The organism is Streptomyces sp. NPDC058459 (genome assembly GCF_042721685.1).
Classification (GTDB): domain Bacteria; phylum Actinomycetota; class Actinomycetes; order Streptomycetales; family Streptomycetaceae; genus Streptomyces.
Map to the genome: position 1 here is coordinate 1 of NZ_JBHXLV010000167.1, position 14,471 is coordinate 14,471.

Sequence of the window (14,471 nt, forward strand, 5' to 3'; positions counted from 1 at the left end):
CCCTGGGACCGGCGTTTTTGGTCGCCCGCCAGTCCTTCACCCGCAGCACAGGAGCCGAAAGATGTTCGAGGCCGTCGAGGAACTCGTCGCCGAGCACGCCGATCTGGAGAGCAAGCTCGCCGACCCGTCGGTGCACGCCGACCAGGCCAACGCGCGCAAGCTGAACAAGCGCTACGCCGAGCTGACCCCGATCGTCGGCACCTACCGCTCCTGGAAGCAGACCGGGGACGACATCGGGACCGCGCGCGAACTGGCGGCCGACGACCCCGACTTCGCCGCCGAGGTCAAGGACCTGGAGAAGCAGCGCGAGCAGCTCACCGAGAAGCTCCGCCTGCTGCTGGTCCCGCGCGACCCGAGCGACGACAAGGACGTCATCCTGGAGATCAAGGCCGGTGCGGGCGGCGACGAGTCCGCCCTGTTCGCCGGTGACCTCCTGCGCATGTACCTGCGCTACGCCGAGCGGGTCGGCTGGAAGACCGAGATCATCGACGCCACCGAGTCCGAGCTGGGCGGCTACAAGGACGTCCAGGTCGCCGTGAAGACCAAGGGCGGCCAGGGCGCCACCGAGCCCGGCCAGGGCGTGTGGGCCCGGCTGAAGTACGAGGGCGGGGTGCACCGGGTGCAGCGGGTGCCCGCCACCGAGTCCCAGGGCCGCATCCACACCTCCGCCGCCGGCGTGCTCGTCACCCCCGAGGCCGAGGAGGTCGACGTCGAGATCAACGCGAACGACCTGCGCATCGACGTCTACCGCTCCTCCGGCCCCGGCGGCCAGTCGGTCAACACCACCGACTCCGCCGTGCGCATCACCCACCTGCCCACCGGTGTGGTCGCCTCCTGCCAGAACGAGAAGAGCCAGCTCCAGAACAAGGAGCAGGCCATGCGCATCCTGCGGTCCCGGCTGCTGGCCGCCGCCCAGGAGAAGGCCGAGGCCGAGGCCGCCGACGCCCGCCGCAGCCAGGTGCGCACCGTGGACCGCTCCGAGAAGATCCGCACGTACAACTTCCCGGAGAACCGCATCTCCGACCACCGCGTGGGCTTCAAGGCGTACAACTTGGACCAGGTGCTGGACGGCGAGCTGAGCGCGCTGATCCAGGCGTGCGTCGACGCCGACTCGGCGGCGAAGCTCGCGAGCGCGTAAGAACGCCAGGCAGGACCACGTACGAGGACCGGAGGAGAAGCGTGCAGCAAGACTTCGGGGGGCGACCCCCGAGCCCCCGCAGCGTGCTGCTCGCGGAGGTGGCCCGGGCCACCCAGCGGCTGGCCGACGCCGGAGTTCCCTCCCCGCGCACCGACGCCGAGGAGCTGGCCGCGTTCGTGCACGGCGTCAAGCGCGGCGCCCTGCACACGGTGAAGGACTCCGACTTCGACGCCCGGTACTGGGAGGTCATCGCCCGCCGCGAGCAGCGCGAGCCGCTCCAGCACATCACCGGGCGGGCCTACTTCCGCTATCTGGAGCTCCAGGTCGGCCCCGGTGTCTTCGTGCCCCGGCCGGAGACCGAGTCGGTGGTCGGCTGGGCGATAGACGCGGTACGCGCCATGGACGTCGTCGAGCCCAGCATCGTCGACCTGTGCACCGGCTCCGGCGCCATCGCGCTCGCCCTCGCCCAGGAGGTGCCGCGCTCGCGGGTGCACGCGGTCGAGCTGTCCGAGGACGCGCTCCGGTGGACCCGTAAGAACGTCGAGGGCTCCCGTGTCGACCTGCGCCAGGGCGACGCCCTGTCCGCCTTCCCGGACCTGGACGGCCAGGTCGACCTGGTCATCTCCAACCCGCCGTACATCCCGCTCACCGAGTGGGAGTACGTCGCCCCCGAGGCCCGCGACTACGACCCCGGGCTGGCCCTGTTCTCCGGCGAGGACGGGCTCGACCTGATCCGGGGCATCGAGCGCACCGCGCACCGGCTGCTGCGCCCCGGCGGGGTCGTCGTCATCGAGCACGCCGACACCCAGGGCGGCCAGGTGCCGTGGATCTTCACCGAGGAGCGGGGCTGGGCCGACGCGGCCGACCACCCCGACCTCAACAACCGCCCCCGGTTCGCCACGGCCCGCAGGGCGACGCTGTGAGCAGCACCCGGAAGCAGCACCCCCACCAGAGTTACGCGTACGAGGAGGCCCGCTAGACATGGCACGGCGATACGACACCAATGACGCCACCGACCGCGTCACGGGCCTGCGCGAGGCCGCCGCCGCCGTCCGCCGGGGCGAACTGGTGGTGCTGCCGACCGACACGGTCTACGGCATCGGCGCCGACGCGTTCTCCTCGGAAGCCGTCGCCGACCTGCTCGCCGCCAAGGGCCGGGGCCGCAACATGCCCACCCCCGTGCTCATCGGCTCCCCGAACACCCTGCACGGCCTGGTCACCGACTTCTCCGAGCTTGCCTGGGAGCTCGTCGACGCTTTCTGGCCCGGCGCGCTCACCCTGGTCGCCCGCCACCAGCCGTCCCTGCAGTGGGATCTCGGCGACACCCGTGGCACGGTCGCGGTGCGCATGCCGCTGCACCCGGTCGCCATCGAGCTGCTCACCGAGGTCGGCCCGATGGCCGTCTCCTCCGGAAACCTCACCGGTCACCCCGCCCCGGAGACCTGCGACGACGCCCAGCGCATGCTCGGCGACTCCGTCTCCGTCTACCTGGACGGCGGCCCCACCCCCGGCAACGTGCCCTCGTCCATCGTGGACGTCTCCGGCCCGGTGCCGCTGCTGCTGCGCCAGGGCGCGATCTCCCCGGAGGAGCTGCGGAAGGTCGTACCCGACCTCGAGGTGGCGAATTGACGGCCCCCGGACCGCACGACCGCGCCGTCCCGCCCGAGCAGGGGGGCACCCCATGCGCGCCATAGGCGGCGCGGACCGCCCGGCGGAGCAGACCACCACGTTCGGGTTCCCGCGCGACACCTTCCGCATCCTCCACGTCAGCACCGGCAACGTCTGCCGCTCACCCATCACCGAGCGGCTGACCCGGCACTTCGTGGCGGAACGGCTCGGCGTGCTCGGCGGCGGCCTGATCGTGGAGAGCGCCGGCACCTGGGGTCACGAGGGTGCCCGGATGGAGGAGAACGCGGAGACCGTGCTCTCCGAGTTCGGCGCGGACGCCGCCGGGTTCACCGGCCGGGAGCTGCTGGACGAGCACGTCATCATGGCCGACCTGGTGCTGACCGCCACCCGCGACCACCGCGCCCAGGTCATCTCCATGGGCCACTCGGCGGGCCTGCGCACCTTCACGCTGAAGGAGTTCACCCGCCTGGTCCGCGCGATAGACCCGGCCACCCTGCCGCCCCTGGAGGACGGCGTGGTGCTGCGCGCCCGCGCCCTGGTCCGCGCGGCCGCCGCGCTGCGCGGCTGGCTGCTCGCCCCCACCGCCGAGGCGGACGAGGTGTACGACCCCTACGGGGCCCCGCTGCCCTTCTTCCGGTCCATCGGCGACGAGATACGCGACGCCCTCGACCCGGTCGTCACCGCGCTGACGGGCGTACCCGCCCGCATGTGACGCGTGCCGGGCTCCGGCACGGGCGGGACGGGCCCGGCGGCCGAGCGTCCGCCCCCGGCACGGCCTACATTGGAGACCTGGGGCCTCGCCCCATGTCACCGTCGACGTCCGGAGCCCGTCATGTCGGTCACACCCGTGCTGGAAGCGGACGCCCTCATCCGGCAGGACCCCGAGCTGGCCGAGATCCTGCGCGGCGAGCTGGACCGGCAGTCGACGACCCTCCAGCTGAGCGCGGCCGAGAACTTCGCCTCGCCCGCCGTGCTCGCCACCCTCGGCTCCGCGCTGGCCAACAAGTACGCGGAGGGCTACCCCGGCGCCCGGCACCACGGCGGCTGCGCGCTGGCCGACACCGCCGAACGCATCGCCGTCGAGCGGGCCGCGGAGCTGTTCGGCGCCGAGCACGCCAACGTCCAGCCCAACACCGGTTCCTCGGCCATCCTGGCCGCCTACGCCGCCGTGCTGCGCCCCGGTGACACCGTCCTCGCCCTCGGCCTCGACGACGGCGGCCACCTCACCCACGGCTCGCCCGCGAACTTCTCCGGCCGCTGGTTCGACTTCGTCGCCTACGGGCTGGACCCGGAGACCGGGCTCATCGACCACGACGAGGTGCGCCGGCTGGCCCGCGAGCACCGGCCCAAGGCCATCGTGTGCGGCTCCATCGCCTACCCCCGCCACCTCGACCACGCCTTCTTCCGCGAGGTCGCCGACGAGGCCGGGGCCTATCTGATCGTCACCCTGGCCCACTCCGCCGGGCTGGTCGCCGGGGGAGCGGCGCCGAGCCCGGTGCCGTGGGCCGACCTGGTGTGCGCGACCACCCACAAGACGCTGCGCGGACCGCGCGGCGGAATGGTCCTGTGCGGGGCCGGCCTGGCCCGGCGGGTCGACCGCGCCGTCTTCCCGTTCACCCAGGGCGGCGCGCTGATGAACAGCGTCGCCGCGAAGGCCGTCGCGTTCGGCGAGGCGGCCACCCCCGCGTTCGCGGCCTACGCCCGGCAGACGGTCGCCAACGCGCGGGCGCTCGCCGGACACCTGGCCGCCGCCGGGTTCGCGGTTTCCACCGGCGGCACCGACACCAACCTCATAGTCGCCGACCCCGCCCCGCTCGGCACGGACGGCCGCACCGCGCGCGGCCGGCTCGCGGCCGCCGGTCTGGTGCTGGACTGCTGTGCGCTTGCGCACACCGGCGGCCGGGCGCTCCGGCTCGGCACGGCCGCGGTGACCACCCAGGGCATGGGGGAGCCGGCCATGGCCCGGATCGCCGCGCTGCTGGTCGGCGTGGTCGGCGGCGGGCGCGACCCGGCCGCGGCACGGGCCGAGGTGCGCGCGCTGACCGCCGATTTCCCGCCGTACCCGGAGTGAGACGGGGCCGGCGCAAAAGTACGCGGTACCGGGGCCGCAACCGCCGGCGCCACCCGGAAGTCCTCACCATCACCGGTCCCTCGCTAGGGTGAGGGGCTGTGATGGCCGGCGAGATCTGTGGGGATGCCCGTGCGTGAATACCTGCTGACGCTTCTCATCACGGCCGCGGTGACCTACCTGCTGACGGGGCCGGTGCGGAAATTCGCGATCGTGGCGGGAGCGATGCCGGAGATCCGGGCACGGGACGTGCACCGGGAGCCCACTCCGCGGCTCGGCGGTATCGCCATGTTCTTCGGACTGTGCGCGGGCCTGCTCGTCGCGGACCACATGGAGAACCTCAGCGAGGTCTTCGAGAAGTCCAACGAGCCGCGGGCGCTGCTGTCCGGGGCCGCGCTGATCTGGCTGATCGGCGTGCTGGACGACAAGTTCGAGATCGACGCCCTGATCAAGCTGGGCGGCCAGATGATCGCCGCCGGTGTGATGGTGGTGCAGGGTCTGACGATCCTGTGGCTGCCGGTGCCGGGCTTCGGCACCGTCGCGGTGACCCAGTGGCAGGGCACCCTGCTGACGGTGGCGCTGGTGGTCATCACGATCAACGCGGTCAACTTCGTGGACGGCCTGGACGGTCTCGCGGCCGGCATGGTGTGCATCGCGGCGGGCGCGTTCTTCATGTACGCGTACCGGATCTGGTTCGGCTACAACATCGAGGCGGCCGCTCCGGCGACGCTCTTCGCGGCGATCCTGATGGGCATGTGCCTGGGCTTCCTGCCGCACAACATGCATCCGGCGCGCATCTTCATGGGCGACTCCGGCTCCATGCTCATCGGCCTGGTGCTGGCCGCCGGCGCGGTGTCGGCCACGGGGCAGATCGACCCGGACGTGATGGAGCTGTTCTCCGGCTCCGAGCGCAGCGCGGTGCACCAGATGGTGCCGGTCTACATCCCGCTGCTGATGCCGCTGACGATCATCGCGATCCCGGCCGCCGACCTGGTCCTCGCCATCGTCCGCCGCACCTGGCGCGGCCAGTCCCCGTTCGCCGCCGACCGCGGGCATCTGCACCACCGTCTGCTGGAGGTCGGCCACTCGCACAGCCGGGCCGTGCTGATCATGTACTTCTGGTCCGCGCTGATCGGTTTCGGGGCGCTCGCGTACTCGGTGAACTCAGCCTCGATGTGGATCGTGCTCGGGGTCGTCTTCCTCAGCGCCGTCGGCCTGGTGATGCTGCTCCTGCCCCGCTTCACCCCCCGCGCCCCCCGCTGGGCCGAGCGCTTCGTACCGCCCCGCTACCGGAGGTACGGGGCGCCACCGGCGGAGGCCGGCGCCGAGTCCCCGGCGGAGGCCGAGGAGGACGCTTCCGCCCCCGTGGAGCCGGCCCCCGTCTCGTCCGTGCCGGGCGTCAACGGGGCCACCGCGATCGGTGCCCGCCCGCGGTCCGCCAAGGGCGGCAAGGTAAGAATCTGACGAGAGCATTGCCCATTCATGGGGGAGCCGTGGGGGAGCGGGAGGGGGGTAAAACCCCCCAATACCAGACAACTGGGCGCGGCTCCGACGTAGACGCGCACCATCACTCTCCTGTGTGACAGCAGGCACACTCGGCAGGTAAAGACCTCATCAAATAGTTTGTGATACGGTTCACGAGAACCCCGGACAGAACCGAAGGACCCTCGTGCGACGGCCCCTTGGTGCGCGGTAACGATCACCCGGTCCGGGACTACGCTCGTCCATGACGACACCTGCCCCCTGTGAAAGCGGAGTTGCCGCCATGCCGTCCAATGACGCCCGGATTCTTGCCCAGACCGCCGTGCCAACTGCTGCCGTCGGTGCGATCGCCGCCGTCGTCAGCGGTGTGGTCGCCGGTGGCAAGGGTGCGATCGGGGCCGTCGTGGGCACACTGGTCGTCGTTCTCTTCATGGGGATCGGGCTCTACGTCCTCCAGCGCACCGCCAGGTCGTTCCCGCAGCTGTTCCAGATGATGGGCCTGCTGCTGTACGCGGCCCAACTCCTGCTGCTGGTCATCTTCGTGGGCCTGTTCAAGAACACGACTCTGTTCAACCCCCGTGCCTTCGCGGTCGTTCTGGTGGTGGCCACCCTCACGTGGATCGCCGCCCAGGCGCGTGCCCACCTGAAGGCCAAGATCCTCTACGTCGATCCCGAGGCTCCGTCGAAGGACGTCAAGTCCGAGAAGACGGACCGTTCGTCGTGAGGGGTAGGGCCGGGATAAGGGCGCGGGGAAGATCCTGCTATCGTCCGGTGCCAACTGCGGCATCGCGGGCGCGGGCATCCGAGCTGACGCCTGTTCCACTGCGAGGCGAGATGCCCCCCAGCCGCCCTCACATCCGTAACACCAGTCCCGTGCCGAACCGCGGCCGTACGCCGCGCCGACACAACGAGGTTGCCGTACCCATGCGCCACGATGAAGGAGCCCGCGGTGAGTGCTGAGCCGACGCAGACGCTCGCTTTCGACACGAGCTGCCACCTGTTCTCCGGGTGCGGCTTCCCGGCTCCGGGCCTGCACTCGTTCCTGTTCAAGCCGCTCTTGGGCGACGCGGACAGCAGCCTGTACTTCAACAAGACGATGCTGCTGGCGCTGATCGGCTCCGTCGTCGTCGTGGCCTTCTTCTGGGCCGCCTTCGCCCGCCCGAAGGTCGTCCCCGGCAAGCTCCAGATGATCGCCGAGTCCGGCTACGACTTCATCCGGCGCGGCGTCGTCTACGAGACGATCGGCAAGAAGGAGGGCGAGAAGTACGTACCTCTGGTCGTCTCGCTGTTCTTCTTCGTCTGGATGATGAACCTCTGGTCGATCGTCCCGGTCGCCCAGTTCCCGGTGACGGCGATCATCTCGTACCCGGCCGTCCTGGCCGCGATCGTCTACGTGCTCTGGGTCGGTCTGACCTTCAAGCGCCAGGGCTTCGTCGGAGCCTTCAAGAACTTCACCGGTTACGACAAGTCGCTCGGCGCGGTGCTCCCGCTGTCGATGACGATCGAACTGTTCTCGAACCTGCTGGTGCGGCCGTTCACGCACGCCGTGCGACTGTTCGCCAACATGTTCGCCGGTCACACCCTGCTGCTGCTCTTCACGATCGCCAGCTGGTACATGCTGAACGGCATCGGCATCGCCTACTCCGCCGTCTCGTTCGTCATGGTCCTCGTGATGACCGCCTTCGAGCTCTTCATCCAGGCTGTTCAGGCGTACGTCTTCGTGCTCCTCACCTGCAGCTTCATCCAGGGCGCGCTCGCCGAGCACCACTGAGCATCCCGCGCCTGAACCCATCCAGACACCCGGTGGCCATCCCCCACCGGTCCTTGAAAGAGAAGGAAGAACCGGCATGTCCGCTCTCCAGACCCTTGCCGCCGGCGTCGAGATCAAGGGCAACCTCGGCTCCATCGGTTACGGCCTCGCCGCCATCGGCCCGGGCGTCGGCGTCGGCATCATCTTCGGTAACGGCACCCAGGCGCTCGCCCGCCAGCCCGAGGCGGCCGGCCTGATCCGCGCCAACCAGATCCTCGGCTTCGCCTTCTGTGAGGCGCTCGCCCTGATCGGTCTGGTCATGCCGTTCGTCTACCCGAGCGCCTGATCCGACCGACGCCCTTTAGCTAGACGAAAGGCACTGATATGAGCCCCCTGGTTCAGCTGGCGGCTGAGGAGGCCGAGAACCCCCTCATCCCGCCGATCCCAGAGCTCGTCATCGGCCTGATCGCCTTTGTCATCGTCTTCGGCTTCCTCGCCTGGAAGCTCCTCCCGAACATCAACAAGGTTCTGGAGGAGCGCCGCGAAGCGATCGAGGGCGGGATCGAGAAGGCCGAGGCCGCGCAGACCGAGGCTCAGAGCGTCCTTGAGCAGTACAAGGCGCAGCTCGCCGAGGCCCGTCACGAGGCCGCCCGGCTGCGCCAGGAGGCTCAGGAGCAGGGCGCGACGCTCATCGCCGAGATGCGGGCCGAGGGCCAGCGTCAGCGCGAGGAGATCGTGGCCGCCGGTCACACGCAGATCGCGGCCGACCGCAAGGCCGCGTCCGCCTCGCTCCGCCAGGACGTCGGCAAGCTCGCCACCGAACTGGCCGGCAAGCTCGTCGGTGAGTCCCTTGAGGACCACGCCCGGCAGAGCCGTGTGATCGACCGCTTCCTCGACGAGCTCGACGAGAAGGCCGAGGCCACGCGATGAACGGAGCGAGCCGCGAGGCCCTGGCAGCCGCACGGGAGCGTCTCGACGTAGCTACCGACTCCACGTCCGTGGACGCCGCGCGGCTCGCCGACGAGCTGGCCGCCGTCACCGCGCTGCTCGACCGCGAGGCCGGCCTCCGCCGGGTCCTCACCGACCCGGCGCAGCCCGCCGAGGCCAAGGCCGAGCTGGTGCGGCGTCTGGTCGGCGGACAGGTGAGCGGTCCGACCGCCGACCTGGTGGCCGGGACGGCCCGCTCGCGCTGGTCGCAGTCCCGCGATCTGGTGGACGCGCTGGAGGAGCTGGCGGACATCGCCGACCTCACCGCCGCGGAGAGGTCCGGCACGCTGGACGACGTCGAGGACGAGCTGTTCCGGTTCGGCCGGATCGTCGCCTCCGACCCCGCCCTGCGGGCCGCGCTGACCGACCGGTCGGCGGGCCCCGCGGCCCATGCCGAGCTGGTGCACCGGCTGCTGGGCGGACGGGCCGAGCCCGTCACCGAGCGTCTGGTCACCCGGCTGGTCTCCCAGCCGCGTGGACGTAGCCTGGAGGCGGGACTCGAGTCCCTGTCCAAGCTGGCCGCGGAGCGCCGGGACCGGCTGGTGGCGACCGTCACCTCGGCGGTGCCGCTGAGCGAGACCCAGAAGCGTCGCCTGAGTGACGCCCTGGCGAAGCTCTACGGCCGCCGGATGCACCTCAACCTGGACGTGGACCCCGAAGTGATCGGCGGTATCCGGGTGGAGGTCGGTGACGAGGTCATCAACGGCTCCCTGGCGGACCGGCTGGACGACGCCGCCCGCCGTATGGCGAGCTAGAACTCAACAGACAGCACCACGCAGTACGTAATTACGGCCCGGGTTGGGCCGTGCAGAGGATTCACCTCGTTCAGGGGGGAGTCCGGAGTCAGACATCCCCCCAAAGTGAAACTTCGGGCCCAACAAGGAGAGCAGGGAACCCAGATGGCGGAGCTCACGATCCGGCCGGAGGAGATCCGGGACGCACTGGAGAACTTCGTCCAGTCGTACAAGCCGGACGCGGCCTCGCGCGAGGAGGTCGGTACGGTCACCGTCGCCGGCGACGGCGTCGCGAAGGTCGAGGGTCTCCCCTCGGCCATGGCCAACGAGCTGCTGAAGTTCGAGGACGGCACCCTCGGTCTCGCCCTCAACCTCGAGGAGCGCGAGATCGGTGCCATCGTTCTCGGCGAGTTCAGCGGCATCGAGGAGGGCCAGCCGGTGCACCGCACCGGAGAGGTCCTCTCGGTCGCCGTCGGCGACGGCTACCTCGGTCGTGTCGTCGACCCGCTGGGCCAGCCGATCGACGGCCTCGGCGAGGTCGAGACCGACGGGCGCCGCGCCCTCGAGCTGCAGGCCCCCACGGTCATGGAGCGCCAGTCGGTGCACCAGCCGATGGAGACGGGCTACATGGCGGTCGACGCCATGACCCCGATCGGCCGCGGCCAGCGCCAGCTCATCATCGGTGACCGCCAGACCGGCAAGACCGCCCTGGCCGTCGACACGATCATCAACCAGCGCGACAACTGGCGCACCGGCGACCCGAACAAGCAGGTCCGCTGCATCTACGTCGCCATCGGCCAGAAGGGCTCCACCATCGCCGGCGTGCGCCGCGCGCTGGAGGAGAACGGCGCGCTGGAGTACACGACCATCGTCGCCGCCCCGGCGTCCGACCCGGCCGGCTTCAAGTACCTGGCGCCGTACACCGGTTCCGCCATCGGCCAGCACTGGATGTACCAGGGCAAGCACGTCCTGATCGTCTTCGACGACCTGTCGAAGCAGGCCGACGCCTACCGCGCCGTGTCCCTGCTGCTGCGCCGTCCGCCGGGCCGCGAGGCGTACCCCGGTGACGTCTTCTACCTGCACTCCCGTCTGCTGGAGCGCTGCGCGAAGCTCTCCGACGACATGGGCGCCGGCTCGATGACCGGTCTGCCGATCGTCGAGACGAAGGCCAACGACGTCTCGGCGTTCATCCCGACCAACGTCATCTCCATCACCGACGGCCAGTGCTTCCTGGAGTCGGACCTCTTCAACGCCGGTCAGCGTCCCGCGCTGAACGTCGGTATCTCCGTCTCCCGGGTCGGTGGTTCCGCCCAGCACAAGGCGATGAAGCAGGTCTCCGGCCGACTGCGCGTGGACCTCGCCCAGTTCCGTGAGCTGGAGGCGTTCGCCGCCTTCGGTTCCGACCTGGACCAGGCGTCCAAGAACCAGCTGGACCGCGGTCAGCGGATGACCGAGCTGCTGAAGCAGAACCAGTACCAGCCGATGTCCACCGAGGACCAGGTCATCTCGATCTGGGCCGGTGGTACGGGCCGCATGGACGACGTCCCGGTCGACGACGTCCGCCGCTTCGACAGGGAGCTGCTGGAGTTCCTGCACCGGGGGCACCAGGGCCTGATGACCTCCATCCGGGAGGGCGGCAAGATGTCGGACGACACCCTGCAGGGCATCGGTGACGCGATCGCGGAGTTCAAGAAGCAGTTCGAGACCTCGGACGGCAAGCTCCTCGGCGACGACACCTCGGCCGCTCCCGCCAAGTGACGTAAGGAAGGGACCTGACTCATGGGAGCCCAGCTCCGGGTCTACAAGCGTCGCATCCGATCCGTCACCGCGACCAAGAAGATCACCAAGGCGATGGAGATGATCGCCGCCTCGCGTGTCGTCAAGGCGCAGCGCAAGGTGGCGGCCTCCAAGCCGTACGCGGATGAACTCACCCGCGCGGTCAAGGCGGTCGCCACCGGGTCGAACACCGATCACCCGCTCACCACGGAGGCCGAGAACCCGGCCCGTGCCGCGGTCCTGCTCCTCTCGAGCGACCGCGGTCTGGCCGGCGCCTTCAACTCCAACGCCATCAAGGCGGGCGAGCAGCTGGCCGCGCGCCTCGAGCGCGAGGGCAAGCAGGTGGAGACGTTCATCGTCGGCCGCCGCGGTGTCGCGCACTACAACTTCCGTGAGCGCAAGATCACGGAGTCGTGGACGGGCTTCACCGACGAGCCCACGTACGGGGACGCCAAGAAGGTCGCGGCGCCCCTGATCGAGGCCGTCGAGACGCCCGAGGCGGACGGCGGCGTGGACGAACTCCACATCGTCTTCACGGAGTTCGTGTCGATGATGACGCAGACGGCGGTCGCCGAGCGACTGCTGCCGCTCAGCCTCGACGAGGTCGCGGAGGAGAAGGCCGGCGACGGCGAGATCCTCCCGCTGTACGACTTCGAGCCCTCGGCGGAGGACGTCCTCGACGCCCTCCTGCCGCGGTACGTGGAGAGCCGTATCTACAACGCGATGCTCCAGTCGGCCGCTTCGAAGCACGCCGCCACGCGGCGCGCGATGAAGTCGGCCACCGACAACGCGGGAGACCTGATCAACACGCTCTCCCGTCTTGCCAACGCGGCCCGCCAGGCCGAAATCACCCAGGAAATCAGCGAGATCGTCGGTGGCGCCAGCGCCCTGGCCGACGCGACCGCGGGGAGTGACCGATAAATGACCACCACTGTTGAGACCGCGGCGGCCACGGGTCGCGTCGCCCGCGTCATCGGCCCGGTCGTCGACGTGGAGTTCCCCGTCGACGCGATGCCGGACATCTACAACGCTCTGACCGTCGAGGTCGCCGACCCGGCGCACGACGGTGAGAGGAAGACGCTGACCCTGGAGGTCGCCCAGCACCTGGGCGGCGGCCTGGTCCGCACCATCTCCATGCAGCCCACCGACGGTCTGGTCCGCCAGTCCGTGGTGACGGACAGCGGCGACGCCATCTCCGTCCCGGTCGGCGACTTCACCAAGGGCAAGGTGTTCAACACCCTCGGTGAGGTGCTGAACGTCGACGAGAAGCACACCGGCGAGCGCTGGCCGATCCACCGCAAGGCCCCGAACTTCGACGAGCTCGAGTCGAAGACCGAGATGTTCGAGACGGGCGTCAAGGTCATCGACCTGCTCACCCCGTACGTCAAGGGCGGCAAGATCGGCCTGTTCGGCGGTGCCGGTGTCGGCAAGACGGTGCTCATCCAGGAGATGATCTACCGCGTCGCCAACAACCACGACGGTGTCTCCGTGTTCGCCGGTGTCGGTGAGCGCACGCGTGAGGGCAACGACCTCATCGCGGAGATGACCGAGTCGGGCGTCATCGACAAGACCGCCCTGGTCTTCGGTCAGATGGACGAGCCGCCGGGCACCCGTCTGCGCGTCGCGCTGGCCGGCCTCACCATGGCCGAGTACTTCCGTGACGTCCAGAAGCAGGACGTGCTGTTCTTCATCGACAACATCTTCCGCTTCACGCAGGCCGGTTCCGAGGTCTCCACGCTGCTCGGCCGTATGCCGTCCGCCGTGGGTTACCAGCCGAACCTGGCCGACGAGATGGGCCTCCTCCAGGAGCGCATCACCTCGACGCGCGGTCACTCGATCACCTCCATGCAGGCGATCTACGTCCCCGCGGACGACCTGACCGACCCGGCCCCGGCCACCACGTTCGCCCACCTCGACGCGACGACGGTGCTCTCCCGTCCGATCTCGGAGAAGGGCATCTACCCGGCTGTGGACCCGCTGGACTCCACGTCCCGCATCCTGGACCCGCGGTACATCGCGCAGGAGCACTACGACTGCGCCATGCGCGTCAAGAACATCCTGCAGAAGTACAAGGACCTCCAGGACATCATCGCGATCCTCGGTATCGACGAGCTGGGCGAGGAGGACAAGCTCGTCGTCCACCGTGCCCGTCGGGTGGAGCGCTTCCTGTCCCAGAACACCCACGTCGCCAAGCAGTTCACCGGCGTGGACGGTTCGGACGTCCCGGTGGACGAGACCATCGCCGCGTTCAACTCGATCTGCGACGGTGAGTACGACCACTTCCCGGAGCAGGCGTTCTTCATGTGCGGTGGCATCGAGGACCTGAAGCAGAACGCGAAGGAGCTGGGCGTCTCCTGACCCCCGCGCCTTCGGCCCGGAGGGGCGGGCAGGTCCCGCCCCTCCAGGTCAAGCCCCCTAGAATCGACCCCAACACCCGGCACAACCGCCGGGTGGTGATCCGAGGAGCCAACCTTGGCTGCTGAGCTGCACGTCGAGCTGGTCGCCGCCGACCGCCAGGTCTGGTCCGGCGAGGCCACCCTGGTCGTCGCGCGCACCACGTCCGGCGACATCGGCGTCATGCCCGGTCACCAGCCGCTGCTCGGTGTGCTGCAGTCGGGCCCGGTGACCATCCGTACCAGCGACGGCGGAACCGTCGTCGCCGCGGTGCACGGCGGTTTCATCTCGTTCGCCGACAACAAGCTGTCGCTGCTGGCGGAGATCGCCGAGCTGGCGGAGGAGATCGACGTCCAGCGCGCCGAGCGCGAGCTGGAGCAGGCGAAGGCGGAGGACGACGAGGACGCCCAGCGTCGCGCCGACGTCCGTCTGCGGGCGGCGACCGCCGCGCGCTGATCCACCGCGCACGATGACCCATCGATCAGCCGCGGCCGGCCCGGATCATTCCGGTGC

The 14,471-nt window shown here is 69.9% G+C and carries 15 protein-coding genes; all 15 read left to right on the plus strand.

Annotated features, from left to right (window positions below):
- The first annotated feature begins 61 nt into the window (after window positions 1-61).
- Entirely contained in the window at window positions 62-1,138 is a 1,077-nt protein-coding gene (gene prfA, locus ACFWN1_RS24930; protein WP_384366020.1) for a peptide chain release factor 1, read from the plus strand.
- An 83-nt stretch (window positions 1,139-1,221) separates the two neighbouring features.
- Complete coding sequence (prmC, locus tag ACFWN1_RS24935) at window positions 1,222-2,061, plus strand: peptide chain release factor N(5)-glutamine methyltransferase (protein ID WP_384366055.1); 840 nt, start codon at window positions 1,222-1,224, stop codon at window positions 2,059-2,061.
- Window positions 2,062-2,119: 58 nt separating this feature from the next.
- Window positions 2,120-2,767: an L-threonylcarbamoyladenylate synthase gene (locus ACFWN1_RS24940; RefSeq protein ID WP_086692404.1), complete on the plus strand. Its 648-nt coding sequence runs from the start codon at window positions 2,120-2,122 to the stop codon at window positions 2,765-2,767.
- A 52-nt stretch (window positions 2,768-2,819) separates the two neighbouring features.
- On the plus strand, window positions 2,820-3,479 hold the full coding sequence (locus ACFWN1_RS24945; protein ID WP_384366023.1) for a protein-tyrosine-phosphatase: 660 nt from the start codon (window positions 2,820-2,822) through the stop codon (window positions 3,477-3,479).
- Window positions 3,480-3,599: 120 nt separating this feature from the next.
- Complete coding sequence (gene glyA, locus ACFWN1_RS24950; RefSeq protein ID WP_384366026.1) at window positions 3,600-4,838, plus strand: serine hydroxymethyltransferase; 1,239 nt, start codon at window positions 3,600-3,602, stop codon at window positions 4,836-4,838.
- Between the two features lie 129 nt (window positions 4,839-4,967).
- Window positions 4,968-6,299: an MraY family glycosyltransferase gene (locus ACFWN1_RS24955; protein WP_384366029.1), complete on the plus strand. Its 1,332-nt coding sequence runs from the start codon at window positions 4,968-4,970 to the stop codon at window positions 6,297-6,299.
- A 301-nt stretch (window positions 6,300-6,600) separates the two neighbouring features.
- Window positions 6,601-7,041 carry a hypothetical protein gene (locus ACFWN1_RS24960; RefSeq protein WP_384366032.1) on the plus strand — a complete coding sequence of 147 codons (441 nt, stop codon included), beginning with the start codon at window positions 6,601-6,603 and terminating at the stop codon, window positions 7,039-7,041.
- A 210-nt stretch (window positions 7,042-7,251) separates the two neighbouring features.
- Window positions 7,252-8,088: a F0F1 ATP synthase subunit A gene (atpB, locus tag ACFWN1_RS24965; RefSeq protein WP_384366035.1), complete on the plus strand. Its 837-nt coding sequence runs from the start codon at window positions 7,252-7,254 to the stop codon at window positions 8,086-8,088.
- Window positions 8,089-8,164: 76 nt separating this feature from the next.
- Complete coding sequence (locus ACFWN1_RS24970) at window positions 8,165-8,413, plus strand: ATP synthase subunit C (protein ID WP_010357477.1); 249 nt, start codon at window positions 8,165-8,167, stop codon at window positions 8,411-8,413.
- Window positions 8,414-8,451: 38 nt separating this feature from the next.
- Window positions 8,452-8,997 carry a F0F1 ATP synthase subunit B gene (locus ACFWN1_RS24975; RefSeq protein ID WP_217461617.1) on the plus strand — a complete coding sequence of 182 codons (546 nt, stop codon included), beginning with the start codon at window positions 8,452-8,454 and terminating at the stop codon, window positions 8,995-8,997.
- On the plus strand, window positions 8,994-9,809 hold the full coding sequence (locus ACFWN1_RS24980) for a F0F1 ATP synthase subunit delta (protein WP_384366040.1): 816 nt from the start codon (window positions 8,994-8,996) through the stop codon (window positions 9,807-9,809). Before ACFWN1_RS24975 ends, ACFWN1_RS24980 begins: the two co-directional genes overlap by 4 nt.
- A gap of 144 nt (window positions 9,810-9,953) precedes the next feature.
- Window positions 9,954-11,546: a F0F1 ATP synthase subunit alpha gene (gene atpA / locus ACFWN1_RS24985; protein ID WP_384366043.1), complete on the plus strand. Its 1,593-nt coding sequence runs from the start codon at window positions 9,954-9,956 to the stop codon at window positions 11,544-11,546.
- A gap of 21 nt (window positions 11,547-11,567) precedes the next feature.
- Complete coding sequence (locus tag ACFWN1_RS24990) at window positions 11,568-12,485, plus strand: F0F1 ATP synthase subunit gamma (protein ID WP_384366046.1); 918 nt, start codon at window positions 11,568-11,570, stop codon at window positions 12,483-12,485.
- On the plus strand, window positions 12,486-13,922 hold the full coding sequence (atpD, locus tag ACFWN1_RS24995) for a F0F1 ATP synthase subunit beta (protein WP_384366049.1): 1,437 nt from the start codon (window positions 12,486-12,488) through the stop codon (window positions 13,920-13,922).
- Window positions 13,923-14,036: 114 nt separating this feature from the next.
- Complete coding sequence (locus ACFWN1_RS25000; RefSeq protein WP_384366052.1) at window positions 14,037-14,414, plus strand: F0F1 ATP synthase subunit epsilon; 378 nt, start codon at window positions 14,037-14,039, stop codon at window positions 14,412-14,414.
- The last annotated feature ends 57 nt before the right edge of the window (window positions 14,415-14,471 follow it).

Excerpts from the sequence above, each read along its gene's own strand:
- atpD (WP_384366049.1), top strand. The coding sequence starts at position 12,486 with ATGACCACCACTGTTGAGACCGCGGCGGCCACGGGTCGCGTCGCCCGC.
- ACFWN1_RS24945 (WP_384366023.1), top strand. The coding sequence starts at position 2,820 with ATGCGCGCCATAGGCGGCGCGGACCGCCCGGCGGAGCAGACCACCACG.
- glyA (WP_384366026.1), top strand. The coding sequence starts at position 3,600 with ATGTCGGTCACACCCGTGCTGGAAGCGGACGCCCTCATCCGGCAGGAC.
- atpB (WP_384366035.1), top strand. The coding sequence starts at position 7,252 with ATGAAGGAGCCCGCGGTGAGTGCTGAGCCGACGCAGACGCTCGCTTTC.
- ACFWN1_RS24990 (WP_384366046.1), top strand. The coding sequence starts at position 11,568 with ATGGGAGCCCAGCTCCGGGTCTACAAGCGTCGCATCCGATCCGTCACC.
- ACFWN1_RS24970 (WP_010357477.1), top strand. The coding sequence starts at position 8,165 with ATGTCCGCTCTCCAGACCCTTGCCGCCGGCGTCGAGATCAAGGGCAAC.
- ACFWN1_RS24940 (WP_086692404.1), top strand. The coding sequence starts at position 2,120 with ATGGCACGGCGATACGACACCAATGACGCCACCGACCGCGTCACGGGC.
- ACFWN1_RS24975 (WP_217461617.1), top strand. The coding sequence starts at position 8,452 with ATGAGCCCCCTGGTTCAGCTGGCGGCTGAGGAGGCCGAGAACCCCCTC.
- ACFWN1_RS24960 (WP_384366032.1), top strand. The coding sequence starts at position 6,601 with ATGCCGTCCAATGACGCCCGGATTCTTGCCCAGACCGCCGTGCCAACT.
- atpA (WP_384366043.1), top strand. The coding sequence starts at position 9,954 with ATGGCGGAGCTCACGATCCGGCCGGAGGAGATCCGGGACGCACTGGAG.
- ACFWN1_RS24980 (WP_384366040.1), top strand. The coding sequence starts at position 8,994 with ATGAACGGAGCGAGCCGCGAGGCCCTGGCAGCCGCACGGGAGCGTCTC.
- prfA (WP_384366020.1), top strand. The coding sequence starts at position 62 with ATGTTCGAGGCCGTCGAGGAACTCGTCGCCGAGCACGCCGATCTGGAG.